Genomic DNA, 24,600 nt, shown 5'->3' with positions numbered 1-24,600 from the left:
TTGCCAAAAAAAATAATGGCTCATTTTGAATCGGCTAACTTCTGCACCATTGAGATTTCTCATTCATGCCGCAATTGGTCGGCCTAGCATGTGCACCAGTCATTCATGAAAGCATGCACCATGAAACCCAAACAACTCCTGTTCCACGACGACGCCCGCGCCAAGATCCGCGCCGGTGTCGATGCGCTGGCCGAGGCGGTCAAGGTGACGCTGGGGCCGCGCGGGCGCACGGTCATTCTGGAGCGTGACTTCGGGCCACCGCAAATCGTGAATTCGGGCGTGCTCGTGGCCAAGTCGATCGAGCTCGAAGACCGCTTTGAGAACATGGGCGCGCAGCTGCTGCGCGAGGTGGCGGCCCGCACCAGCGAGATGGCGGGCGACGGCACCACCACCGCCACGGTGCTGGCGCACGGCATGATCCAGGAGGGCCTGCGCTACCTGGCCGGCGGCATGAACCCGATGGACCTCAAGCGCGGCATCGAGCTGGCCATCAACACCGTGGTGGCCGAGCTCAAGACCCTGTCCCGGCCCTGCGCCACGTCGCAGGAAATTGCCCACGTGGCCGCCATCTCGGCCAACAACGACCGCTCGATTGGCGACCTGCTCGCCAGCGCCATCGACAAGGTGGGCCGCGAGGGTGCCATTTCCATCGAAGACGGCTCGGGGCTGGAGAGCGTGCTGGAGGTGGTGGAAGGCATGCAGTTCGACCGCGGTTTTTTGTCGCCCTACTTCATCAACAACGCCGAGCGCCAGAGCGCGGTGCTGGAAGACGTGGCGATTTTGTTGTGCGAAGGCCGGCTGTCGTCGCTAAAGGATCTGCTGCCGCTGCTCGAAGAAATTGTCAAGACCGGCCAACCCCTGCTGGTGATTGCCGAAGACATGGACAACGACTCGCTGGCGGCGCTGGTCATCAACACCATCCGCGGCACGCTGAAAACCTGTGCCGTCAAGGCGCCCGGCTTTGGCGACCGGCGCAAGGCCATGGTGCAGGACATTGCCGTGCTCACCGGCGGCACGGTGGTGAGTGACGAGGTGGGCCTGACGCTGGCCAAGGTCACCATGAGCGACCTGGGGCGCGCCACCCGCGCCGAAATCACCAAGGAGGCCACCACGCTGATCGGCGGCGCCGGCAAGCCACAGGCCATCAAGGAGCGCATTGCCATCATCCGCAAGGAGCGCGAACTTGCCACCAGCGACTATGACCGCGAAAAGCTCGATGAGCGCGCCGCCAAGCTGTCTGGCGGTGTCGCACTGATCAAGGTCGGTGCGGCCACCGAGACTGAACTGAAAGAGCGCAAGCTGCGGGTTGAAGACGCGCTGCATGCCACCCGCGCGGCGGTCGAAGAAGGCATTGTGCCGGGCGGCGGTGTGGCCTTGCTGCGCGCGCGTCGGGCGCTGCTGGATTTGACGGGCAGCTCACTCGACGAGACCTCGGGTATCCGGCTGGTGTCGCGCGCCCTGGAGGAGCCCTTGCGGCGCATTGTCAGCAATGGCGGCGACGAGCCGTCGGTCATTCTGAACCGGGTGGACGAATCGACCGAACCAGCCTTTGGCTACAACGCAGCCACGCGCACCTACGGCGACCTGCTGCAGATGGGCGTGATCGACCCGGCCAAGGTGACGCGGCTGGCGCTGCAAAACGCGGCGTCCATCGCCAGCTTGATCCTGACCACCGATTGCATGATTGCGACAGCGCCCGCCAAGCCGTCGTCCGAGTTGGGAGCGTCGACGCCCGAAGGTGGCGTTGGCCCCATGTTTTGACATTCACAAAGGAAGAGGACCATCATGGAAAAGACCTGGATTTTGATCGCCAATGGCGAACGGGCACGCTGCTTCGAGCGCGCGCCAGACCACGCACTCACCGAACTGACCGACTTTGTCTTTCCGCGCGCCAGCCTGACCGGCCAGGCCGAGGGCGGCGCCCTGACGGGCACAGCCGGCAAGGGCCACGGCCGCACCGGCCATGCCGGCACCCAGTTCGAACCCAAAACCCAGACCGATGACAAGGCGCGCGCCAGCTTTGCCCGGCAACTGGCCGATTACCTCAACGATTCGGTGGCCACGCATCGCTGCAACGCGCTGGTGCTGATGACCAGCAGCCAGATGCTGGGCGAGCTCAAGCCCTGCTTGAGCGCGGCAGCCCAAAAAGCCCTCAAACGCAGTGTGACCGGCGACCTGACCCAGTTCACCGGACCCGAACTGAAGAAGCGTGTGGATCGGGCGTTGGAATTACCTGATTGATATCTGTACATTGACCGGCCTTTGCGGGGCGGACTTGCACCCGCGATGGCCGACTGAGGTCGGCGCTACAAGCACTCGCCGTCCCGGCTGCCTTCGCGGTACACCGCAAAGCCCTTGAGCCCAAGCTCCCAGGCTTGGAGCATGACCAGTTCCAGGTCGAGCGGGCCGGCGCCGGACGGCAGACGCACGGTTTTGGAGATGGCGTTGTCCACGCAGGACTGCACCACCGCCATCATGCGCAACTGTTCTTCGGCGCTGATGTCGGCCACCGTGACCAGATGCGCCGGCAAGACGGCTCTGGCGCCGTGCAATTTCCGGTACTGGCGCACAGCGGCGTCTTCGACCTCGAAGCTGACGGGCTGGCCGTCGGCACCGCGCACGCGGCGCGTGGCATCGGCGGCAAAAATGGGCTCGATGCCGCTCGACACGTTGTTGGCCAGCAGGCTCATGGTGCCGGTAGGCGCCACCGCCAGCAGGTGGCTGTTGCGAATGCCATGCTCGGCAATGCCATCCTGCAACTCGTGCGACAGCCCCAGCACGAACGGGCTGGCGCCATATTTGATTTTGTCGAAGTCGGGGAAGGCGCTCTTCTCCCTGGCGATCTCGATGGACGTGAGGTAGGCCGTGTCGCGGATCGTGGTCATGATCGCGCGCGTCAGGTCCAGACTCGCTTCGGAGCCATAGCGCAGCCCCAGCATCACCAGCATGTCGGCCAGGCCGGTGATGCCCAGGCCGATCCGGCGGCTGGCGCGCACCGTTTTTTCCTGCGCCTTGAGCGGAAACAGGGACAGGTCGTGCACATCGTCCAGAAAGCGGGTGGCAATACCGGCCACCGCCTTCAGGGCAGCCCAATCCACCTTGGCCTGCCGACCAAAGGGCTCCTGCACAAAGCGGGTCAGGTTGATCGACCCCAGGTTGCAGCCGCCATAAGCGGGCAGCGGCACTTCGCCGCAGGGGTTGGTGGTGGCAATGCGCTCGCAGTACCAGAGGTTGTTGTCGCGGTTGATGCGGTCGATGAACAGCACGCCGGGCTCGCCGCTGGCCAGCTGCGCCGCCAGCAGCTTGTCCCACAACACACGCGCCGGAACTCGCCGGTGCACCAGGCAAAGCCGGGGCGTGGTGTCGCCCGACCAGACGCGCTCGCAGACCTCGCCTCCCACTGGAACCGGGTGTTGGCCCAGCGGGAAGACCAGCGGCCAGGGGCTGTCGGTCTCCACGGCGCGCAGGAAGTCGTCGGTCAGCGCCACCGACAGGTTGAAGTGCGGCAGCACGCCGCCAGCGAGCTTGGCGTCGATGAAGGATTCAATGTCGGGGTGGTCGCAGCGCAGCGTGGCCATCATGGCGCCGCGGCGCACATTGTTCGACTCCAGCACGGCGTTGGCTGCCTCCCAGACGCCCATGAAAGAGACCGGCCCAGAGGCCACGCCGGCACTGGCATGCGCTGCTGAGCCCATCGGCCGCAGGGTGGAAAAATCGACGCCAACGCCGCCGCCGGCTTGCAGCGTCACCATGGCTTCACGCAGGGCGTTGAAAATGCCATTGATCGAATCCTCCAGCGGCCCCATCACGAAGCAGTTGAACAGCGTCGTTTGGCGCACGGTGCCGGCACCGGCCAGGATGCGCCCGCCCGGCAAAAAACGGAAGTCGCTCAAAATTGCTCGGAAGCGCTCGCACCAGTCATCGCGGTGATGCGTTTCGGCCGCTGACACCGCCAGCGCCACCCGGTCGAAGGTGGCGTCGATCGAGGGCTCGGGCACATGGCCCTCCTCCGACCAGCAATAGCGCGTGCGCCAGACATGGTCGGAAATGGCTTCAAGAAAATGGGTGGTTTGCGTGGTGTGCATGATCTTTCTTCCAGATTTCTATGGCTTTCAGCGTAGCTTTTTGTCGTTGACAGGTTTTGATAAATCGCACTTTTGCTGCGCGCTGTTTCAATGCACGCGAATGAGTTCAGTGGCCAGGGCGCGGATGGCGGCCTCGTCGAGCGTTTCCTTGTCCAGCAGCGCATGCGCGCCGCGTTCCAGCACGTCCCGGTTGGTCTGCAAAATGGCATTGGCGTGATCGAAGCCGTCCATCACGATGCCGCGGATGGCGTCGTCGATGCGCTGTTGCGTGTGCTCCGACACCGGGCTGGCCTGCGGCAGCACGCCGGCTGGCACATCAAGCATCTGCTGGCGCCTGGGCTCGTAGGCAACGTAGCCCAGGCCCTCGTCCATGCCATAACGCGTCACCATGTCGCGGGCCATGTCGGTGGCCTTGGCCAGGTCGTCGGCAGCGCCGGTGGACAGCACTTCGAAGATCAGCTTTTCGGCGGCGCGCCCGCCCAGCAGCACGGCAATTTTTTGCTCGAGTTCGGGGCGTGTCATCAGGTAGCGGTCTTCGGTGGGGCGCTGGATGGTGTAGCCCAAAGCGCCAATGCCGCGCGGAATGATCGACACCTTGTGCACCGGGTCGGTGCCCGGCTGGGCCAGCGCCACCAGCGCGTGACCCATCTCGTGAAACGCCACGGCCTCGCGCTCTTTGGGGTTGAGCACCCGGTTGCGGCGCTCCAGGCCGGCCACGATGCGCTCCACCGCGGCCGTGAAGTCGGGCAGCGTGACCTGGTCGGCCTTGCGCCGGGTGGCCACCAGCGTGGCCTCGTTGACCAGATTGGCCAGGTCGGCGCCGCTGAAGCCGGGGGTGAGCGCAGCGACGTCTTCGAGCTTCAGCGCCGTATCGAGCTTGACCTTGCGCACATGGACCCTGAGGATGTCGATGCGGCCCTTGCGGTCGGGCCGGTCCACCAGCACCTGGCGGTCGAAGCGCCCGGCGCGCAACAGCGCGGGGTCGAGGATTTCGGGACGGTTGGTGGCCGACAAAATGATCAGCCCGACCGACGCATCGAAACCGTCCATTTCAGACAGCAGTTGGTTCAGCGTCTGCTCTTTTTCGTCATGCCCGCCCAGACCCGGAAAAGCGCCACGGGCGCGGCCCAGCGCGTCGAGCTCGTCGATGAAGATGATGGCCGGGGCCATTTTTCGCGCCTGCTCGAACAGGTCGCGCACCCGGGCTGCGCCCACGCCCACGAACATCTCGACAAACTCGCTGCCCGAGATCGAAAAGAACGGCACGCCGGCTTCACCTGCCACGGCCTTGGCCAGCAGCGTCTTGCCGGTGCCGGGCGGTCCCACCAGCAACACGCCTTTGGGAATATGCGCGCCGAGGCGGCCATACTCTTGCGGATGCTTGAGGAAGTCCACCACCTCTTCGAGCTCGTGGCGGGCCTCATCGACACCAGCCACATCGGAAAAGGTGACGCCGGTATTGGTCTGGACATAAATCTTGGCGCGGCTTTTGCCAACCGACATGAAACCGCCCAGGCCCTGCTTGTCGGCAAAACTGCGAAACAGGAAAAACCAGAGCCCGAAGAACACCAGCGACGGCACGATCCACGACGCCAGGTTTTTCAGCCAGGTGCTCTCGACCACGCGCGTATAGGGCACGTTGTACTTGTCCAGGCGCGCCGCCAGGTCGGGCTCGATGCGCGCGGTCACCAGAGTGTTTTTTTGCTCCTCGGTGGCTTTCAGGCGGCCGGTCATGGTGAGGTCGGTCACCGTGACATCGACAATGCGGCCCTCGCTGAGCGCCTGCTCGAACGCGCTGTAGGGCACCACCTCGGACTGGCTGGCGTTTTGCCAGATGCCCTGCAGCCACAACAACAGCATGGCTGCCAACAGCCAGTAGCCCACATTCCAGGTTTGTTTCTTGTTCAATTTGCGCCCTTCAAACGGCACCGTCCAAGCGTGCAAGATTACACGCGCCAGTTGCGGGCCGAATGACAATTCGCAATCGGTGCGAAAGTGGGCGCCCTAGCATCCTGACCCATGGCAGCAATAACACGCCATGCCCTTTCGCAGGAGAAAACATGAATCGACACAAGCTAGTTTATGCGTTGATCGCGGCGGCCCTGGTCGCGGCGGCCTCTACCGCCGCCTACACCCTCTTTTCAACGCCCGCACCAGAACCAGCCTCGCCCTCTGGCGTGCTGCAAGGCTTTCAGTCTGAAGTCGTGGAACCGGGTTGATGGACGTCATGCACAGCCCGGTGTCCCGTTTCCTGACCGGCTTGCAACCCGAAACAGCCATTCCGTTGCGCCTTCAGCTCTGGAACGGCATGCAGCATGATCTGGGGCCGCAACCCAGAGTCACGGTCAACGTCCCGAGCCCGGCTGCGCTGCGCTATTTTGTGCCGCCCAGCCTCGACAACCTGGCCGAGGGTTACGTCAACGGCCACTTCGACGTGGATGGGCTGGCGGCCGACATTGTTGCCGCCGCAACCTGCCTGGCCCAGGTGGGCGTTCCCATGCGGGGCCGGTTCGGCCGTCTGTTCAGCGCCCTGAGCCATGACCGGGCCAGGGACGCGCACGCCATCGCGCACCATTACGATGTCTCCAACGACTTCTACCGCCTGTGGCTCGATGACGCCATGGTCTATTCCTGCGCCTACTTTCCCAACCAAACCGAGTCACTGGCAGCCGCGCAAATCGCCAAGCACGATCACATCCTGAACAAGCTCATGCTCAAGCCGGGCGAGCGCCTGCTCGACATCGGCTGCGGCTGGGGCGGGCTGACGCTTCGCGCGGCGCAAAAATACGGCGCTCGGGTGGTCGGCATCACCCTGTCGAAAAACCAGCATGCGCTGGCGTGCGAGCGCGTGGCGCAGGCCGGCCTGGGCAAGCAGGTCGAGATCCGCCTGCAGGACTACCGCGATATGAGTGCGCGCGACGGTCAGTTTGACAAGATCACCTCGATCGGCATGTTCGAGCACGTGGGGCTGAACCACCTGGAGGCCTATTTCGGCAAGATCAACGCCCTGCTCAGGGACGGCGGCCTGGCGCTGAACCACGGCATCACCTCCACCGACCCGGGCAGCGGCGTGACGCCCCTGGGGGCGGCGGGTTTCATAGAAAAATATGTCTTTCCGAATGGCGAGCTGCCGCACATCAGCCTGGCGCTCAAGGCCATGCAGGGCGCCGGGCTGGAAGCGCTCGACGTGGAATGCCTGCGCCGCCATTACGCCCGCACGCTGGCCTGCTGGTCGGGAAACTACGAGCAGCACGGCGAGGCCATTCGCGCGCTGGTCAGCGAGACCACCTACCGCGTATGGCGCATCTACCTGGCCGGCTGCGCGCATGCGTTTGCGCAGAACTGGGTGTCGCTGTACCAGGTGCTGGCGTGCAAGGCCGGCAACCGCGAAGACCTGAACCCGACACCCTGGTCACGTGCCTACATGTATTACTGATGGCGCGACGCCGATGTCAAAGGTACTGGCGAAGCACCCGGTAACGAGGCGCCTTGAGCCCGGTGGAAACCACGAGCGCAAAACCCCGCATTGGCCAACGCACAGGTTCGCAAGCGGCCGGTGGAACTGCAGCCTCGGCATGGCGCGCCAGCGTGACGTGGGGCACGTAGGGTCGCTTGTCCAGCGCAACATCAAGCGCGCACAGCGCTTGCCCGAGCGCCTCGTGCAGACTTTTCAGCGCCGCGGACAGTTCCGAGGCACACACCACGGCCAGGCCGCGGGGCCAGAGCCGGGGTTGGTCGAATACCAGATCGAAAGGCTGGAACGGCAGCGCAGCAGCGGCGGCAATCGCCTGCACTTTTTCGCTTGCAACATCACCCATGAAATGCAGCGTGACATGCCAGTCCTCTGGCGCGTAGCGCACACAGCCCTCTGGCCACAGCCATTGATCGGCATGGGCGGCCAGTTGCCGTCGCACGCGGTCGTCGGGCCAAAGCGCCAGAAAGAGGCGCTGGTTTGACTGTGCGTATCGTTGACCAGTATCCATGCTTGCGTTTCGTTGAGATTTGATCATGCAAAGACATTACAGTAGCAGCAATCACCCTTCAGTCAACACCCACTCGAACAGGCACTCGCGCATGAATCCACACACCCTTGGCAAACTGCTGGTGCTTGGCCAGTTCGGCAGCCTGGGCGCATTGATCGTGCTGGCAGCGCCCCGTTTCATGCAGCACTCCGTGCCAGCACTGGCCTGGCTGGCCCTGGGCTTGAGCGGGCTGGTCGGCTTGTGGGCACTGACGGCCAACCGGCCCGGCAATTTCAACATTCATCCCACCCCGCGTGCTGATGGCAAACTGGTGGCGCACGGCCCCTACCGCTGGATTCGCCACCCCATGTACACCGCGGTGATGTTGTTCGGCCTGGCCTGCGTCCTGACGCGCGCTGATGTCCTGGCCTGGTTGCTCTGGGGTGTGTTGTGCCTGATGCTGCTGTCCAAGGCCGTGCTTGAAGAACGCTGGATGGCGGCGCTGCATCCGGCCTATGCGCACTACCAGTCGCGCACGCGCTGGTTCATTCCGTATCTGCTTTGACAGGCATCAGGCTGGCCAGCACCTTGTCCACGCGCTTGCCGTCGAGGTCCACCACCTCGAACAACCAGCCTTCACATTCAATTTTCTCGCCGGTCACCGGCATGTGGCCGCTCACCGCCATCAACAAACCGGCCAGGGTGTTATAGCGGCCGCGCTCCTCCAGGGGCAGATCATCCATGTCTAGGCGGGCCTTGAGCTCGCTCACCGGCATCATGCCGTCGAGCAGCCAGCTGCCATCGTCGCGCTGCACCGCCCAGGCTTCGGTTTTGGCACTGGGCTGCAGCTCGCCGGTGATGGCTTCCAGCAGATCATGCGGCGTGAGCAGGCCCTGCACCACGCCGTATTCGTCCACCACCAACACCAGGCGCCCCACCTTGGCGCGAAACTGCTCCAGCAAGGTCATGGCGCTGAGGGTTTCGGGGACGAAGACAGCCGGACTCGCATAGTCTTCCAGCGTGCCCGGCGCGCCCGCCCCCAGTTCGAGCATGTGGGCCACACTGATCTTGCCGACCACATCGTCGAGGGAGCCACGGCACACCGGGTACCACGAATGCGCGCGCAGGGCGCCATCAGTGCCCACTTTTTGCAGCGCCTGCGCCACGCTGATGTCGGCATCAAGCCAATCGACCTCGGCGCGCGGCACCATCAGCGAGGTCAGCTGCCGGTCATCGAGGCCAAACACGTTTTGCACCATCTGGTGCTCGTGCTCCTCGATCACACCGGCATCGACGCCCTCGACCAGACTGGCAGAAATTTCTTCTTCGGTCATGGCGCGCACCGCGCTGGTGTCGATCCGCAACAGCCTGAGCATGGCGGCAGTGGAGCCCGACAGCAATTTCACAAACGGCCCCGCCGCCCGGGCCATCCACAGCATGGGGCGCGACACCCAGCGCGACACCTGTTCCGGATACAACTGGCCGATTCGCTTGGGCACCAGTTCGCCAAAAATGATGGTGGTATAGGTGATGATGGTTACCACCAGCGCCGTGGCGGCGAGGGCCGCGCCCTTCTCGGCCATGCCCCAACCCTGCAGCCAGTGGGCCAGCCCGGCGCTGAACGCAGCCTCGCCCACAATACCGTTGAGCACGCCGATCGAGGTAATACCGACCTGCACCGTCGATAAAAACTGGTTGGGGTTTTCCAGCAGCGTGAGCGCCGCTTGGGCGCCCTTGTCGCCCGCTTCGGTCATGGCGCTGAGACGCGACTTGCGACTGGCGGCCAGCGCCAGCTCCGACATGGCAAAAACACCATTAAGCAGGGTCAAAAAGACAATCAGCAGAAATTCCATGCATCTCAAAGGACAATAAACACCATGGCACTTTACCTGATTGGCGACGTGCAGGGCTGCGACAGCGCTTTGCAACATTTGCTGGACACCATTTCCTTCTCACCCAGCACGGATACGCTCTACTTCTTGGGCGACCTGGTCAACCGCGGTCCCGACTCGGCCGGCGTGCTGCGCCGCCTGATGAGTTATGGGGATGCCGCGCAATGTTTGCTTGGCAACCACGACCTGCATTTGCTGGCGGCAGCCGTGGGGGCGCGCCGGCCCAGCCGCAAGGACACGTTAGACAACGTGCTGCAAGCACCCGACCGCGAGGCGATGCTGGCCTGGCTGCGCCAGCAGCACATGGCTTTTTTGTTGCAACACCAGGCACATGCGTACCTTATGGTGCACGCCGGCGTGCTGCCAGGCTGGAGCGCCACGCAGACCATGGCGCTGGCAAAAGAATTTGAAACGGTATTGCGCGGCCCCGACCTGATCGACTTTTTGCATCAGATGTATGGCAATACGGCCAACCGCTGGGACGACAGCCTGACTGGAGCGGAGCGCTTGCGAGTGATTGTGAACGCCCTGACGCGGCTGCGCTTTTGCACATCTGACGGCGTGATGGAGTTCCAGACCAGCGACGGCGCCCATGCGGCACCGCCGGGCTACCTGCCCTGGTTTGAGGTGCCCGGACGCAAGACCGTCGATGTCACGGTGGCGTTTGGTCACTGGTCCACGCTGGGCTGGCTGGGCCGCGACGATGTGCTGGCGCTGGATTCTGGCTGTGTCTGGGGCGGCCACTTGAGCGCGCTGAAGCTCGGTGGCAGCGCGCAAGAGCACGAATTGATTCAGGTGAAGTGCGAGCAGGCGCAAAGGCCGGGCGAATAAGCCCCTGCGATCAAGCCGTCTGGAACAGCGCGGCGACCTTGCGTTTGGTCTTGATGTTGCTCGAAACCGTGCGCACGCCCGGGCGCCCGGCAGCGGCTTCCCAGGCGGGTGCGGCTTCCGGTGGCAGGGACGGTTCGTAGGGTTTTTCAAAAAACGGGTCTTGCTGCACCGGGCGGCTGCGCCGGGCCTCGGAACGCGGACCGCGCGCAAAATCTTCGGGGCGGCGCTGGTCGCTGCCGTCCTCGCGGTAGAGCCTGCGGCCATCGTTGATGTGGCCCTGCTTGCGGATGTCGGGCAGGTTTTCTTCAAACACAAGCGCTTCGAGTTCGATCTTGGTCCTGAGCAGCTTCTCAATGTCGGTCACCAGGCGCTGGTCGCTCTTGGCAACAAAGGTCACCGCCAGGCCAGTTGCACCCGCGCGACCGGTGCGGCCAATGCGGTGCACATAGTCTTCGGCGTGGAACGGAATGTCGAAGTTGAATACGGCGGGCACGTCCTTGATGTCGAGGCCGCGCGCGGCCACATCGGTGCAGACCAGCAAGTCAACTTCGCCACTCTTGAATGATTCGAGCGCCTTCAAACGCTCCTCCTGGCTCTTGTCGCCGTGCAGCGCCGTGGTTTTGAGGCCTTCGTGCTCCAGCGAGCGCGCCAGCCGCGCACAACCCAGCTTGCTGTTGACGAACACAAAGGCCTGCTTGAGGCCCCGGTCTTTCAGCACCTGGTGCAGGGCGTGGCGCTTGTCGTCGCCCTCGACGCTGTAAAAATGCTGCTCCACGGTGGAGGCGGCGGCATTGGAGCGCGCCACCTCGATCGTCACCGGGTCCTGCAGGTAGCTGTTGGCCAGGCGCTTGATTTCTGGCGAGAAGGTGGCCGAGAACAGCAGCGTGATGCGCTGCTTGGGCAGGTAGCTCAGAATGCGCTGCAGGTCGGGCAGAAACCCGATGTCGAGCATGCGGTCGGCCTCGTCGAGCACCACGTACTCGACCTGGTTGAGCACGCAGTTTTTGGCTTCAATGTGGTCCAGCAGGCGCCCCGGCGTGGCCACCAGCACTTCGACGCCCTTTTTCAACTCAAGGGTCTGCGGCTTCATGTCCATGCCGCCGAACACCACCGCGCTGCGCAAATTGGTGTACTTGCCGTACAGCTCGACCTGCTCGGCCACTTGCACCGCGAGCTCGCGCGTGGGCAACAGCACCAGGGCGCGCACCGGGTGGCGCGCGGGCGAAGTGGAGGCGTTTTCGTGCTTGAGCATGCGCTGCATCAGCGGCAGTGCAAAGGCGGCTGTCTTGCCGGTGCCGGTCTGGGCGGCGCCCATCACGTCGCGGCCCTGCAGCACCACGGGAATGGCCTGGGCCTGGATCGGGGTCATGGACTCGTAGCCCATCTCGGCCACCGCGCGGGCCAGCGGTGCGGCCAATTGCAGCTGTGCAAAGGCCATGATGGGGGTGTCGGAGGTCAGCTCAGCGGAAAATTCAGAAGTCAAATCGGTCATTCAATGCCAGGTTTCAGATGCTATCAATGCACCATTATCCTACAACGCTCACAAGGCGCGCGTCGAGAAGGTGTCGCAGCCCTTGACATTGCCGTTTTTCAAGCCCGTCTCGAACCAGCGCTGGCGTTGGGCGCTGGTGCCGTGGGTAAAGCTGTCGGGCACCACCTGGCCCTTACCGGCGCGCTGCAGGGCGTCGTCGCCAATCCGCGCGGCGGCGTTCATGGCTTCTTCGACGTCGCCCTGTTCCAGCAACTGCCGTGCCGCCTGAGCGTGGTTGGCCCAGACTCCGGAAAAACAATCAGCCTGTAACTCCAGACGCACGCTCAGGGCGTTGTACTCGGTCTGGTTGACACGGCCGCGCATCTGCTCCATTTTGGTGGTGATACCCATCAGGTTTTGCACATGGTGACCCACCTCGTGGGCAATCACGTAGGCCTGGGCAAAATCGCCGGGCGCGCCCAGCTGGTTCTTCAGGGTCTCGTAAAAATCCAGGTCGATGTAAACATTCTGGTCTGAAGGGCAGTAAAACGGCCCCATCGCGGCCTGCCCCTGCCCGCAGGCGGTGGACGTCGTGCCGCGAAACAGCACCAGCTTGGGTTCCTGGTAAGTCGCCCCGCCCTGAACGAACACCTCTTTCCAGACATCTTCGGTGTCAGCCAGCACAGTGGAAACAAACGCCGCCATGCGGTCATCGGCGGGGGGTTTCTGGGCTGGTGCCGACTGGGTTTGTCCGTCAAGGCCGCCACCGCTGAGCAGATTGAGCACCGTCAACGGGCTGATCCCAAGAAAATAGGACACCACCAGCGCGATGGCCACCGAGCCGATGCCGATGCCACGACCACCCAGTCCGCCACTGCCGCTGCGGCGATCCTCGACGTTGTCGGACTGACGGTTGCCTTCCCATTTCATGGTGTTTGTCCTGTTGACACTCAGGCTTTGGGCAGTGTCACGCCGCGCTGGCCCTGGTACTTGCCGCCGCGGTCCTTGTAGCTGGTCTCGCAGACTTCATCGCTCTCGAAAAACAGCACTTGGGCGCAGCCCTCGCCCGCGTAAATCTTGGCCGGCAGCGGCGTCGTGTTGCTGAACTCAAGCGTCACATACCCCTCCCACTCGGGTTCGAACGGGGTCACGTTGACGATGATGCCGCAGCGCGCGTAGGTGCTTTTGCCCAGGCAGATGGTGAGCACGTTGCGCGGGATGCGAAAGTACTCCACGGTGCGCGCCAGCGCAAAGCTGTTGGGCGGGATGATGCAGACGTCCTCGTTGAAATCGACAAAGCTCTTTTCGTCGAAATTCTTGGGGTCCACCACCGTGCTGTGGATGTTGGTGAAGACCTTGAACTCGGGCGCGCAGCGGATGTCGTAGCCATAACTGCTGGTGCCATAGCTGACAATTTTGTTGCCAACTGCATCCTGGCGGATCTGGCCGGGCTCGAAGGGCTCGATCATGCCGTGCTGCTCGGCCATGCGGCGGATCCATTTATCGCTTTTGATCGTCATCGGGTTCAACTCCTGGGGTTGGCGCGATTGTAAGCAGCGGGTTCAGGGAAAGTGGAGACTCCAGGCAAGTCACCGAGCAGGATTTTCAGGGCTGTGACCTGATACCGGTCATGAACGCGCTTCAGTGCGAGCGCCAGCAAAAACTGAATTGTCTAATTTCACGGCGATACCGACTGCTCCTTCTTTGTGATCCACCCGGACCACCTCCCCCGAGCAGACCATTTTCAAGGATTCACCGTTGACGAGCACATCGATCGTAAAGCTGACCTTGGCGCCGGACGCTGGCTCTTCGCTGGTTTCGAAATAGACGCCCGTTGCGCTGATATTTCTGGTGACACCTGGTGATCCGTTGATCTCCATCGGTAGCTCAGAAATGAACCGGTCAGTGGCTCTTTGGTATCTGCCAGCGCCGCTCGAATTTTGTGGCTGAGTGGTTTTCATGTCTCTGTCGTTTGTTTTTATCGCAGACTTCTAAACACCGGAATTTATCCCCAATAAATCCCTCTTGTTGAATGTAACTCAATAAGCTTACAGCTTCGTCTGCGTCAATGTTTGGGTTTAACCCGGTGCTTTCGGCCCGTTGCGCAAGCGCACCGGCTGCCCGTCGGCAATCATGCTGCCGGGGTAGAGCAGCACGGTTTCGCCCTCGCGCAGACCCTCTTTAAGCCAGGCCGCGTCGGCATTGCGGTCATTGAGCTGCACCGCTCGGGCGCGGGCGCGGCCGGCTTCGACCACGAACACGCGCCATTGCGCGCCGTCGCGCACCAGCGCGGCGGTGGGCACCAGCAGGGCACTGGCCTGCTTGAACACGGTGATGCGCGCATCGACGCGAAAACCATCGCCCAGGCGCTGTGCCTCAGTTGCGACCGGCTCCAGGCTCACGATCACATTCACGCGCTGCTCCTCAATGCCCAGCGCCGACACCTTGGTGAACGCCACCGGCTCGATGCGTGTGACCCGCCCGGTGAGCGCTGGTGCGCCGCTGCCCAGCGACAGTTGCACCAGCGCGCCGGGCTGAATCTGCCGCACCTCGCCCGACAGCACGTCGATGACCGCTTCCATTGCCGCCGTATCGCCAATGTCGAGCAGCGGCTGGCCGGCGCTTACGGCGACCGCGCTGTCCTGGTGCAACTTGAGCACCTGGCCATCGACCGGGCTCTTCAAATCCCAGCGGCCCATGTTTTGCCCAGTCGCTGCCGGTTCGGCGCGCGCCAGCGCGGCGCGGGCTTCGGCCAGCGCAAAATCGGCCCTGCCCTGCTCGGCCCGGGCTGCTTCGAGCGCCTGCTGGGCGGCCTGGCGCGTCAGCACGGCCTGGTCGCGCGCCGACGCCGAGATGAAGTTGTCCTGCGCGAGTTTGCCCGCCCGCTCCGCCTCCAACGCGGCCTGCGCCAGCGCGGTCTGCGCCTGCTGCACCTGCGCAGTGACGGTACGGCGCGCGGCCTCGAAGCTGCCGACACGCTGTTGCAGCACCGTGCGGGTGCGCGCATCGATCATCTGCGGCGCCACCGGCTCCAGTATGGCCACCACGTCACCCGAGCGCACCGTGTCACCCACCTTGAGCGTCGGGCGCAGCAAGGCTGCCTGAGTGGGCGCGGTGATCACATAGCGGCTCTTCGGGCGCAAGCGGCCGTCTTCCTCGATGGTCTGCTCAAAAGTGCCGGTGCTGACCGTGGCCACCTCCACAATGAGCGGGCGCGGCCGGTACACCGCATAGATCAGCGCGGCCGCAGCGGCCAGCAACAGTGCGCCAATGAGCCAGCGTTGGTATTTTTTCCAGCTATTCTTGTCATTCATTCGCGTACTTTCAATACAGAAACCAGGTCAAGATGGTCGATCTGCCGGCGCACCAGCAGCGCGCTGGCCACACCGGCGGCCAGCACGATCAGCGCCGCCGAGGCATAGGTGGACGGCTCGATCACCACCGCAAAATCGATGCTGTCGGAGGACATCAACTGCATCATCAACGTGGCCAAGCCCAGGCCCGTGGCCGCCCCGATGGGCAAAGCCAGCAGCAACTCAGCCCCCAGCTCGGCCAGCAACAGCACCGACACTTCGGCCCGCGTCATGCCCAGCACGCGCAGGCTGGCCAGTTCCCAGGCACGCTCTGACAGCGAGATGCGCGCGGCGTTGTAAATGATACCCACGGCCATCGCCACCGCAAAGAGCGTGAGGATGCCGCTGAACACCCCCATGTTGCGCGAGGTGGTCTTGTTGAAGTTGGCCATCGAACCGGCCTTGTCAAACACCGCGTTGATCACCGGCGCCGCCTTCACCGCCGCCCAGAAAGCGCCCATGGACTGCGGCTCCACCTGCAGCACGGCATTGGCCACACCCTCGCCGTCGCGGGCTAATGTGTTCATCGCGTCCAAGTTCATGTATAGCAGTTTGCCAAACATGGTGTGCACAATGTCAACCACCTCGACCTCGGTGTGCACCTGGTTCCATAGCCTGAACTCCAGCGCAATATGGTCACCCACCCGCGCGTCCAGCGCGTTCGCCAGCAGCGCAGACAGCACCACACCGTGCGCCGGCATGGCCACCGCGCCGCGCTGCTCGTCCACCACGCGCATCAGCTTGGCATCGGGGCGGTAACCGGTAAGCACGGTGTCTTCGCTGCGGCCCCGCAAACGCAGCCGCACGGGCTCGCTGCGGTAGGGTTCGGCGGCCATCACACCGGGCATGCGATTCAGGTCTTGCACCACGCCCAGCGGCACCGGGCGCTGGAAATTGACCAGCACATCGCCCTGCTGCACCTGGCGAAACTGCACGTCCACGATGTGCGCAATGGCATCGAGCCAGAACGCGCCCGAAATCTGCAGCGCCACCGCCAGCGCAATGCCGGTCACGGTCAAGGCGGCACGCAGCGGGCGACGCTCGAAATTGCGGATCACCATCAGCACGCCAGTGCTCACCCAGTGGCCCAGGCCCAGACGCTCGATCAGCGTGGGCTTGAAGGTGGGCGGTGTCGGCGGCTGCATGGCTTGCGCCGGGGTCAGGCTGACCACCGCCTGAATGGCCGTCCAGGTGCCTAAAGCAGCGGCGGTGACTGCGATCAGCAGGGAAGTCAAGATCAGCCAGGGCTCGGTCACGTAGGCCAGCGTGTTGAAACGAAACACCTCGTCGTACAAGCCCAGCATGCCGCGCCCGATCAGCACGCTCAGGCCCATCCCCACCAGCGCACCCAACCCGGCGATGACCAGCGCCAACTGGATGTAGTGCCAGGCAATGGCGCCGTCGCTGTAGCCCAGCGCCTTGAGCGCGGCGATCTGGCTGCGCTGGGTGGCCACCTGGCGGCTCAGCACCACGTTGAGGATGAACATGGCCACCGCCAGAAAGATCGAAGGCAGCACGGTGCCCATCACCTTGAGTTGCGACAGCTCGTCGGCCACAATCTTGGCCGACAGCAGTTTGTCGCGCCCCACCGCACCGATGGCACCATAGGGCGCCAGCAAGCGGTCAACCCCCTCGAGCACCGGTGCCTCCGGCTTGCCCGCGTCAAGCCGCAGCGCCACCTGGTTGAACGCGCCCTGCATGTCAAAGGCATCGGTCATGCGGGCAGCGTCGATCCACCAGATGCCAAACGACTGGTCGTCAGGCGCACCGCCTTGCGAGGCAAACACGTACTCGGGCGAGGCCACTGTGCCCACCAGAAACACGCGCTCGCGTTTGCCGTTGAAGATGGCGTGCACCGTGTCGCCGGGGTTCAGGCTGCACGCCACGGCAAAACGGTCGCTGACCAGCGCCTCCAGCACATTATTGCGCTCGGGCCAGCGCCCGCGCTTGAGCGTGAGCGCGTTCAGGCCCTGGGTCCCTGAGTGCAAGCGCGCCAGCTCCACACCGATGAAGCGGCCGGTCACCGGCGGCTCGACACCTGGCAGGTCCACCTGCGCATCGAACACCACGTCGAGCTTGACCTCGGCCACACCGTCGAGCGCGGCCAGTCTTTCGCGCAAGTGCACCGGCGCGCGCTTGACGTTGGCAAACACGTCGGCCAGCCGGTTGTCGCGGTAGAACGCGTCACGCGAACCCTTGAGCGATTCGTGCACCGAAAACATGCCCACGAAACCGGCCACGCCAATCGCCACCACCATCGCAATCGTGATCACCTGGGCGCGCAGCCGCGTGAGGTCGCGCCAGAGCTTGATGTGGATGGCTTTCATCGAGCGCTCACCACTTCAGGCTGGACGCCGCCACCTTGTGCGTGTTGACGCGGGTCTCGACGATGCGCCCATCAGCCAGGCGCAGCACGCGGTCGGCCATGTCGGCAATCGGTGCGTTATGGGTGATGACGATGGTGGTGGTGCCGAGCGTGCGATTGACATGCTCGATGGCCTGCAACACCATGATGCCGGTGGCGCAGTCGAGCGCACCGGTGGGCTCGTCGCACAGCAGCACCTCGGGCTGCTTGGAAATGGCCCGCGCAATCGCCACGCGCTGCTGCTCACCGCCCGAAAGCTGCGACACAAAATGGTTCATGCGCTCACCCAGCCCCACCAGCGCCAGCGCGTCCTCGGGTTTCATCGGGTCCTGGGCCAGGTCGGTCACCAGCGCCACGTTTTCACGCGCGGTCAGGCTCGGGATCAGGTTGTAGAACTGGAACACAAATCCCACATGCTCGCGCCGGTAACTCGTCAGCTCGGCATCGTCGGCGCCAATGAGCTCATGGGTGTGCCCGGCATAGTTCCAGCGCGCCGAGCCGCTGGTGGCCGAGTCCAGACCACCCAGAATGTTCAGCAGCGTCGATTTGCCGCTGCCCGACGCACCGAGCAGCACCACAAATTCGCCGCGCGCAATGTCCAGGTCCACGCCGCGCAGGGCGTGCACCGCGGTGTCGCCGGCGCCATAGACCTTGGTCAAACCACGGGCCATGAAAACCAGTTGGGGTTCAGTAGTTGGAATGTTCATCACGTCTTGCGCGGGGTGAAACACGAGCATACGCCAAAAGGTGCGCAGAAAAACGCCTTAACCCGTTGCTTGCTGGCGAATGGCTGAGGTGTTGGCAGGGACCAAGCAGTTGCCTGCGCCGGGCTGCGTGGCGCTGGGAAAGCCGTATGACGGGTTCAAAAGCCAGGCAGTATGGCATCCATGCGGGAACTGCATTGCGCGTGCGTTCGGTGATGGACCGACGCCTACCGCAAGGCCATCGAGCTCGATCCAAAATCAGCGTTGCCGTGGGACTTCTTGGGCAATCTGCTGCGTCAACTCGACCGCAACGAAGAGGCTGAACCACTTGGGCATTCTTCTAGCCAAACTCGACCGCAACGAAGAGGCTGAAGCCGCCTACCGCAAGGCCATCGAGCTCAATCCGAAATGGGCAACGCCGTGGTACTGCTTGGGAAACCTGTTGCAGGATCGATTCAAGCGTTACGAGTCGGCTGAGGAATCCTACCGCAAGGCGATTGCGTGTGACAAGCGAAGCCCTTTTCCGCTTGCCAACTTGGCTCGCCTTCTAGCCCTAGCCAAGCGAGATGACGAGGCCAGCGAGCTGTACAGGGAAGCTCTGAAACTGTCCGACACCCGCGAGATGCCCTATGGCAAGTACAAGGGCCGCCTGATTGCCGACCTGCCGGGCGACTACCTGAACTGGTTCGCCCGCGAAGGCTTCCCGGACGGCGAGATCGGCCGTTTGCTGGCATTGATGCACGAGATCGACCACAACGGCCTGTCGGCGCTCCTGGAGCCGCTGCGCAGACGCTCTTGATGTCGCATGGGTGGCGGCGGGGCTGCCTGGGCTGCCTGGGCTGCCTGGGCTGCCTATGATGGCAGTCTTGCCTGATCCTGCTCACCCACGAAAGCGAACTCCTGTCATGCCTTCCAGTTCCCTGACTCTGGCCCTGCCCGGACTGGCGCTGTACCCGAACCTGCTGAAACCGCTGGATCTGGGCTTCACGCAGATCAAGAACCGGGTGCTGATGGGCTCGATGCACACCGGCCTCGAAGACGGCCGCGACCTGAACAAGCTGGCCGCGTACTTCCGCGAGCGGGCTGAAGGCGACGTGGGCCTGATCGTGACGGACGGCTTTGCGCCCAATATCGCGGGCTGGGCCAAGCCCTTTGCCGGCCGCCTCACGACCTCGGGCGCGGCGCCATCGTGTGGTGACCGACGCGGTGCACCAGGCCGACGGCAAGATCGAGCTGCAGATCCTGCACACCGGGCGCTACGGCTAACCTTGTGCCTTTCACCACAAGTTGAAGTGCCCCCTTTTGACGGACACTTTTCAACTGAAAGGGAGGGTCAAAAATGCCAAAACCAAAATCACCCTACGCGCAAGCGCGTCGCAGCTTGATTGAAAAATGACGTACTTTTGATGGTACTTATTTTTTGAGAAAAGTTTTTATTCAAGTTAATTAATGGCTTGGAGTCCGGACGTCAAAACACCTAAAAATGGCAGATATGGCACTGAACGACACCCGCATAAATAAAAAACATCAAACTCCGAGAGCTCTCGTTTTATACCGAGGCAACTTTGCGGCGCATGAATACAAAAATGCCCACCGAAGCGGGCATTTTTTACGATGGGGTTGAATTACATCTGCCTGCGGCGCAGTACCAAAAAGGTACCCAATACCATCAATCCAGACAGGATGATCATGCCCCATTCAGAGAGAGTGGGGATCGCCTGAACTGCTGCGTTGATAGAGTAGGTCAACACAATCTGTCCATCACCTGTAACTTGCCCGGCGAGCATCGCACCACCAGTCACCCCCCCGATGTACGAAGAGCCGCCGCCGCCGCCGGAATGTTCGGTGGATACGCCACCACCGTAATATCCACCGCCGCCGCCGCCGTTCCACGGAGTCATGGTGTTATCCGCATTGCCACCCTGACCAAGGGCGCCTCCCGCATCTCCCCCAGCTGACTGGGTAGCGCCCTTGCCATTATGGTAAGAGTCAAGAACACAGGCGTCCAAACCGGTCAAGCCGCCGCCGTCACCGCCACAGGTCCCGGTATTGTCAGTGGACCCGCCCCCGCCAGCTGCGACGAGACGACGATTGGCCAGGCCATTGCCGCCCTGGCGCACATCGGATGCACCCCCGCCGCCGCCCACTGAATTGACGGGGTCAGTGTAGTTGGATTGGCCATGTCCACCGCCGTTGAAGCCGCCGCCCATCGGGGTGTTGAGGACCGTCGCCACAGTACCCTGTCCTCCGACATAGATGTAGATCGTTTCGCCAGGCGTGACATTCAGCGAGCCGGTGGCATTGGCCCCGCGTCCGCCAGCATTCTCACCCGACCAGCCGCTTGCGCCCGAAGCGTCAATGCCCACTTGGGTAACGCCAGTCGGCACGACCCACTGCTGTTCCGCGCCAGTGAAGTTAAAGGTCGCAGTTGCGGCATTCGCTGCCGCCATGCAGAATGCGAACATTACCGTTGTGAGGGCTATCTTTGTGTGTTTCATAAGCGGCCTTAATTGTGTATGGAAGATGAGCACAAGCATTCATATGGCAATGTGCAAGCTTGAAGATACCGATGCCGATATCTGGCGGGCATTCTCTCCTATAAGAAGATGCATGGCAAGTTCAGCACTACGGGTGTTGTGACAGCCTTTGCGCGGGTTCATCCAAAGGCTTCCATAGCTTGAGAAATCACCGTTTGCGCCACCAGCCGGTCGTCGCCCAGCACGATCATCGAAAACAGCAGTTCGTCCAGACTGCCGGCCAGCGCCGTCTTGCGCGCCAGCAGTGGCGTGGCTTGCGGGTCCAGCACCACAAAGTCGGCCTCGCAGCCCGGTTGCAAATTGCCTACCACGTCTGCCAAGCCGAGCGCCTGCGCGGCGCCTGCGGTGTGCTGCCACCACAGTTGTTGCGGCGACAACGACAGCCCGGTCTTGGTCTGACCCTCGCGCGCCACGTAGTAAGCCGCCAGCATGGTGTGAAACGGGCTGAAACTGGTGCCGCCGCCGACGTCGCTGGCCAGGCCATACTGAAAACCGACCCGGTCAGCCCCGGCGTAGTCAAAAAAACCACTGCCCAGAAACAGGTTGCTGGTCGGGCACACCGCAGCGGCGGCGCCGGTGTCGCGCATCAGGGCGCGGTCTTGATCATCAACATGGATGCAGTGGGCGTAGATGGCGCGCTGGCGCAGCAGGCCGAAGTCGGCATAAGTGGCCAGGTAGCTGCGTGACGCAGGAAACAGGTCTCGCGCCCAGGCAATCTCGGCCTTGTTTTCGGCCACATGCGACTGAATCCACACCTGCGGGTATTTGGCCGCCAGCTCGCCCGCGCCGCGCAATTGGGCCTCGGTGCTGGCGGGCGCAAAACGCGGCGTGATGGCGTAGCCCAGCCGATCGACGCCATGCCACTGCTGTATCAGCGCCTCGGAGTCCAGCAAACTTTGCTCGGTAGCGTCAAGCGTGCCGTCGGCCGATGCCTGGTTCAGCACATCAGCCGGCGCGTGGCGGTCCATCAAACACAGGCCGGTGATCAGGCGCAGGCGCTGCCTTTGTGCCTCGGTAAAAATGGCGTGCACCGATGCCGGGTGCGAGGTGGCAAAGGTGAGCGCGGTGGTGACGCCATGGCGCAGCAGTTCTGCGATGAAGAATTGCGCGGCTTCGGTGCTGTAACCGGGTGAAGCAAAGCGCCTTTCTTCCGGAAAGGTGTAATTTTCCAGCCAGGGCAACAAGCCCTCGGCCGGCGAGCCGATCACGTTGGTTTGCGGGTAGTGGCTGTGCAGATCGACAAAACCGGGGGCGATGATGCGGTCAGGCCAATGCGTCACAGCCAGATCAGGATAGCGCGGGCGAACCTCGTTGTAGGGTCCCACGGCCTGCACCACTTGCGTGCCCTGCGCGTTGGCGCCGACCACCAGCAGGCCGTCGTCCTCATACAGGGCGGCATGGCGGGGTTCGCGATCAGTGGCAAAGCGGAGGACGGCGGCGCGGTAGGCTTTCATAGGCTGTAGAGCTTACCTAGTTTTCGAATTCCACATCCGCATGGACTGCATGGATTGCCGCGCTTCGCTCGCAATGACAGCTATAAATCGTCATTGCGAGGCGCGCAGCGACGTGGCAATCCATGATGTCCGGGATTGCCTGCTCTGCTGCGATAATCGCTGCATGAAAAATACCCCGCAAATCCCTCTTTTGAAGCTCTGGCGACCCATTCTGGCCATGCTGGTCGTCATCGTTGCGTCCAATTACCTGGTGCAGTTTCCCATCAACGACTGGCTGACCTGGGGTGCCTTTACCTTCCCGGTGGCGTTTTTGGTGACCGACCTGACCAACCGCGCGGTCGGCGCCCAGGCGGCGCGGCGCGTGGCGTGGACCGGTTTTGCAATTGCCGTGCTGGTGTCGCTGGCGCTGGCGCCCTGGCGCATCGCCGTGGCCTCCGGTGTGGCATTCATCGTCGGCCAGATGCTTGACATTGTGGCGTTCAACAAACTGCGCGCCATGTCGTGGTGGAAAGCGCCGCTGATCGGGTCCCTCGTGGCTTCGGTGGTCGATACCGGCATCTTTTTCTTCTTGGCGTTTGCAGGGTCCGACATGAACTGGCTGACGCTGGCCGCTGGCGACCTGGGCATCAAATGGCTGATGGCCGCCGTGCTGCTGGCTCCCTACCGCGTCATGCTGCCGCACCTTCAACTCTGGGTGCCGGTGCGCCCCTGAGTCATTCGAAGGTCTCGAACACCTCTTCCAGGCGGTCCTGAAAAGCCCGCTTGGCTGATGCGTCGATAAAGCTGGCGGCAAAGCTGTTGTGCGCCAACTGGTACGCATGTTGAGCCGTCAGCCCCAGCGCGGCAAAAGTCTGCGTGAAATTCTCATTGATGTAGCCGCCAAAATAGGCCGGATCGTCTGAATTGACGGTGGCCGCCAAGCCCACATCCAGCATGGCACCCAGGTTGTGCTGCGCCAGCGTGGGAAACACCCGCAGCTTCAGGTTGGACAGCGGGCACACCGTCAGCGGCACCCGACTTTTGAACAGCCGCTCCACCAGATTGCGGTCACGCATCGCTTGCACGCCATGGTCGATGCGCTCCACTTTCAGCACGTCCAAAGCGCTCCAGATATAGGCGGGCGGGCCTTCTTCACCCGCGTGCGCCACCAGCCGAAAACCCAGGGCACGCGCCCTGGCAAACACGCGGGCAAATTTTTCCGGCGGATGGCCCTGCTCGCTGGATGCCAGGCCCACACCGACCAGTTTGTCGCGCAATGGCAGTGCCTGCTCCAGCGCCTCGAAGGCCTCTGCCTCAGACAGATGCCGTAGGAAACACAGAATCAATGCAGCGCTGATGCCCAGTTTTGATTGGGCGTCGATGCAGGCCCGGTGCAGGCCGTTGATCACCACCTCGGCGCTCAGACCGTGGCCGGTATGCGTTTGCGTGTCGAAAAAAATCTCGGCGTGCAACACGTTGTCAGCCGCAGCACGTTGCAGGTAGGCCCAGGCCATGTCGTAAAAGTCCTGCTCGGTGCGCAATACCAGCGTGCCGGCGTGGTACACATCCAGAAACTCCTGCAGGTTGTTGAACACATAGGCCCGGCGCAGCGATTCAATATCTGGATAAGGCACAGTCATCCCGTTGCGTGCGGCCAGGGCAAACATCAACTCGGGCTCCAGCGAACCCTCGACGTGCATGTGCAGCTCGGCCTTGGGCATGCGCCGGAGCAGCTCAGGCAGGCGCTCAAAGGGGACGGGTTTGACTTGTCGCATGGTGATCTCATTGCTGGGCTTGACTGCGCTATTGGAGCAGAACTTGCATTACTCATCTGCGATTTCAAGGTGACGATCGTGATGGCAGCGGTTTGCAATTGGCCTCCTCCAAACCGGCCATTGGCGCTCTCATAGCCCCGGCGCCCGGGCCACCACTGTGGGATAACTGTGTGCGCAGCGAGGTGAGAGTAC

General features: G+C 63.0%; 22 protein-coding genes and 2 pseudogenes. 10 read left to right on the top strand and 14 right to left on the bottom strand.

Features of this window, described 5'->3' with window-relative positions; translation table 11 throughout:
• The first annotated feature begins 120 nt into the window (after nt 1-120).
• The gene (gene groL / locus PHF15_RS01665; RefSeq protein WP_300118255.1) at nt 121-1,761 is read left to right on the top strand and encodes a chaperonin GroEL; all 1,641 of its coding nucleotides are present in this window, start codon (nt 121-123) and stop codon (nt 1,759-1,761) included.
• A gap of 24 nt (nt 1,762-1,785) precedes the next feature.
• Nucleotides 1,786-2,241, top strand: coding sequence for a host attachment protein (locus PHF15_RS01660; protein ID WP_300118253.1), 456 nt, complete (start codon nt 1,786-1,788; stop codon nt 2,239-2,241).
• 65 nt (nt 2,242-2,306) lie between these two features.
• Here PHF15_RS01660 and PHF15_RS01655 read toward each other — a convergent pair whose 3' ends face one another.
• Nucleotides 2,307-4,085 (bottom strand): adenosylcobalamin-dependent ribonucleoside-diphosphate reductase, encoded by a 1,779-nt coding sequence (locus PHF15_RS01655; protein ID WP_300118251.1) that lies wholly within the window; start codon nt 4,083-4,085, stop codon nt 2,307-2,309.
• Nucleotides 4,086-4,172: 87 nt separating this feature from the next.
• Entirely contained in the window at nt 4,173-5,993 is a 1,821-nt protein-coding gene (gene ftsH, locus PHF15_RS01650) for an ATP-dependent zinc metalloprotease FtsH (protein WP_300118249.1), read from the bottom strand.
• Between the two features lie 152 nt (nt 5,994-6,145).
• On the opposite strand from ftsH, the gene PHF15_RS01645 reads away from it, so the two are divergent.
• Together PHF15_RS01645 and PHF15_RS01640 are read left to right on the top strand one after the other, a co-directional pair.
• Nucleotides 6,146-6,304 (top strand): hypothetical protein, encoded by a 159-nt coding sequence (locus tag PHF15_RS01645; RefSeq protein ID WP_300118247.1) that lies wholly within the window; start codon nt 6,146-6,148, stop codon nt 6,302-6,304.
• A complete protein-coding gene (locus PHF15_RS01640; RefSeq protein WP_300118245.1) occupies nt 6,304-7,521 on the top strand; it encodes a cyclopropane-fatty-acyl-phospholipid synthase family protein in 1,218 nt (405 codons plus the stop codon). The genes PHF15_RS01645 and PHF15_RS01640 overlap by 1 nt, the downstream gene beginning before the upstream one ends.
• A gap of 16 nt (nt 7,522-7,537) precedes the next feature.
• Here the strand turns inward: PHF15_RS01640 and thpR are convergent, their stop codons facing one another.
• Nucleotides 7,538-8,068: an RNA 2',3'-cyclic phosphodiesterase gene (gene thpR, locus PHF15_RS01635; RefSeq protein WP_300118243.1), complete on the bottom strand. Its 531-nt coding sequence runs from the start codon at nt 8,066-8,068 to the stop codon at nt 7,538-7,540.
• Nucleotides 8,069-8,159: 91 nt separating this feature from the next.
• On the opposite strand from thpR, the gene PHF15_RS01630 reads away from it, so the two are divergent.
• Nucleotides 8,160-8,612, top strand: coding sequence for an isoprenylcysteine carboxylmethyltransferase family protein (locus PHF15_RS01630; RefSeq protein ID WP_300118241.1), 453 nt, complete (start codon nt 8,160-8,162; stop codon nt 8,610-8,612).
• Here PHF15_RS01630 and PHF15_RS01625 read toward each other — a convergent pair.
• Nucleotides 8,593-9,900: a hemolysin family protein gene (locus PHF15_RS01625; RefSeq protein WP_300118239.1), complete on the bottom strand. Its 1,308-nt coding sequence runs from the start codon at nt 9,898-9,900 to the stop codon at nt 8,593-8,595. The two genes, PHF15_RS01630 and PHF15_RS01625, sit on opposite strands and share 20 nt — an antisense overlap.
• A 24-nt stretch (nt 9,901-9,924) precedes the next feature.
• Between PHF15_RS01625 and PHF15_RS01620 the strand changes: the two genes are divergently transcribed.
• Nucleotides 9,925-10,770, top strand: coding sequence for a symmetrical bis(5'-nucleosyl)-tetraphosphatase (locus PHF15_RS01620; protein ID WP_300118237.1), 846 nt, complete (start codon nt 9,925-9,927; stop codon nt 10,768-10,770).
• Nucleotides 10,771-10,780: 10 nt separating this feature from the next.
• Here PHF15_RS01620 and PHF15_RS01615 read toward each other — a convergent pair whose 3' ends face one another.
• The 7 genes from PHF15_RS01615 to PHF15_RS01585 form a co-directional block, all read right to left on the bottom strand.
• On the bottom strand, nt 10,781-12,262 hold the full coding sequence (locus PHF15_RS01615) for a DEAD/DEAH box helicase (RefSeq protein WP_300118235.1): 1,482 nt from the start codon (nt 12,260-12,262) through the stop codon (nt 10,781-10,783).
• A 48-nt stretch (nt 12,263-12,310) separates the two neighbouring features.
• The gene (locus PHF15_RS01610; protein ID WP_300118233.1) at nt 12,311-13,171 is read right to left on the bottom strand and encodes a neutral zinc metallopeptidase; all 861 of its coding nucleotides are present in this window, start codon (nt 13,169-13,171) and stop codon (nt 12,311-12,313) included.
• Between the two features lie 20 nt (nt 13,172-13,191).
• Entirely contained in the window at nt 13,192-13,761 is a 570-nt protein-coding gene (gene dcd / locus PHF15_RS01605; protein ID WP_300118231.1) for a dCTP deaminase, read from the bottom strand.
• Nucleotides 13,762-13,869: 108 nt separating this feature from the next.
• Entirely contained in the window at nt 13,870-14,202 is a 333-nt protein-coding gene (locus PHF15_RS01600) for a PilZ domain-containing protein (RefSeq protein ID WP_300118230.1), read from the bottom strand.
• Nucleotides 14,203-14,319: 117 nt separating this feature from the next.
• Nucleotides 14,320-15,555 carry an HlyD family efflux transporter periplasmic adaptor subunit gene (locus PHF15_RS01595; RefSeq protein WP_300118227.1) on the bottom strand — a complete coding sequence of 412 codons (1,236 nt, stop codon included), beginning with the start codon at nt 15,553-15,555 and terminating at the stop codon, nt 14,320-14,322.
• Complete coding sequence (locus tag PHF15_RS01590) at nt 15,552-17,921, bottom strand: ABC transporter permease (protein ID WP_300118225.1); 2,370 nt, start codon at nt 17,919-17,921, stop codon at nt 15,552-15,554. Before PHF15_RS01590 ends, PHF15_RS01595 begins: the two co-directional genes overlap by 4 nt.
• 7 nt (nt 17,922-17,928) lie before the next feature.
• Nucleotides 17,929-18,666, bottom strand: a complete 738-nt coding sequence (locus PHF15_RS01585) for an ABC transporter ATP-binding protein (protein WP_300118223.1) — start codon at nt 18,664-18,666, stop codon at nt 17,929-17,931.
• A gap of 79 nt (nt 18,667-18,745) precedes the next feature.
• Between PHF15_RS01585 and PHF15_RS01580 the strand changes: the two are divergent.
• From PHF15_RS01580 to fadH, 3 genes and pseudogenes are all read left to right on the top strand, one after another.
• Nucleotides 18,746-19,129, top strand: a pseudogene (locus tag PHF15_RS01580) (tetratricopeptide repeat protein); the annotation flags it as partial.
• Nucleotides 19,106-19,462 (top strand): DUF3820 family protein, encoded by a 357-nt coding sequence (locus PHF15_RS16950; RefSeq protein WP_366520573.1) that lies wholly within the window; start codon nt 19,106-19,108, stop codon nt 19,460-19,462. The pseudogene PHF15_RS01580 and the gene PHF15_RS16950, both read left to right, overlap by 24 nt.
• Nucleotides 19,463-19,568: 106 nt before the next feature.
• Nucleotides 19,569-19,926, top strand: a pseudogene (fadH, locus tag PHF15_RS01570) (NADPH-dependent 2,4-dienoyl-CoA reductase); the annotation flags it as partial.
• Nucleotides 19,927-20,288: 362 nt separating this feature from the next.
• Here the strand turns inward: fadH and PHF15_RS01565 are convergent.
• Nucleotides 20,289-21,200: an IPTL-CTERM sorting domain-containing protein gene (locus PHF15_RS01565; RefSeq protein ID WP_300118221.1), complete on the bottom strand. Its 912-nt coding sequence runs from the start codon at nt 21,198-21,200 to the stop codon at nt 20,289-20,291.
• A 119-nt stretch (nt 21,201-21,319) separates the two neighbouring features.
• Complete coding sequence (gene guaD / locus PHF15_RS01560; RefSeq protein WP_300118219.1) at nt 21,320-22,654, bottom strand: guanine deaminase; 1,335 nt, start codon at nt 22,652-22,654, stop codon at nt 21,320-21,322.
• Between the two features lie 163 nt (nt 22,655-22,817).
• Between guaD and PHF15_RS01555 the strand changes: the two genes are divergently transcribed.
• A complete protein-coding gene (locus tag PHF15_RS01555; RefSeq protein ID WP_300118217.1) occupies nt 22,818-23,366 on the top strand; it encodes a VUT family protein in 549 nt (182 codons plus the stop codon).
• Between the two features lies 1 nt (nt 23,367).
• Here the strand turns inward: PHF15_RS01555 and PHF15_RS01550 are convergent, their stop codons facing one another.
• On the bottom strand, nt 23,368-24,408 hold the full coding sequence (locus tag PHF15_RS01550) for an adenosine deaminase (protein ID WP_300118215.1): 1,041 nt from the start codon (nt 24,406-24,408) through the stop codon (nt 23,368-23,370).
• Between the last annotated feature and the right edge of the window lie 192 nt (nt 24,409-24,600).

The sequence above is a fragment of the Rhodoferax sp. genome, from assembly GCF_028689295.1.
Classification (GTDB): Bacteria; Pseudomonadota; Gammaproteobacteria; order Burkholderiales; family Burkholderiaceae_C; genus Rhodoferax.
This window is presented reverse-complemented; position numbering and strand designations above follow the sequence as displayed.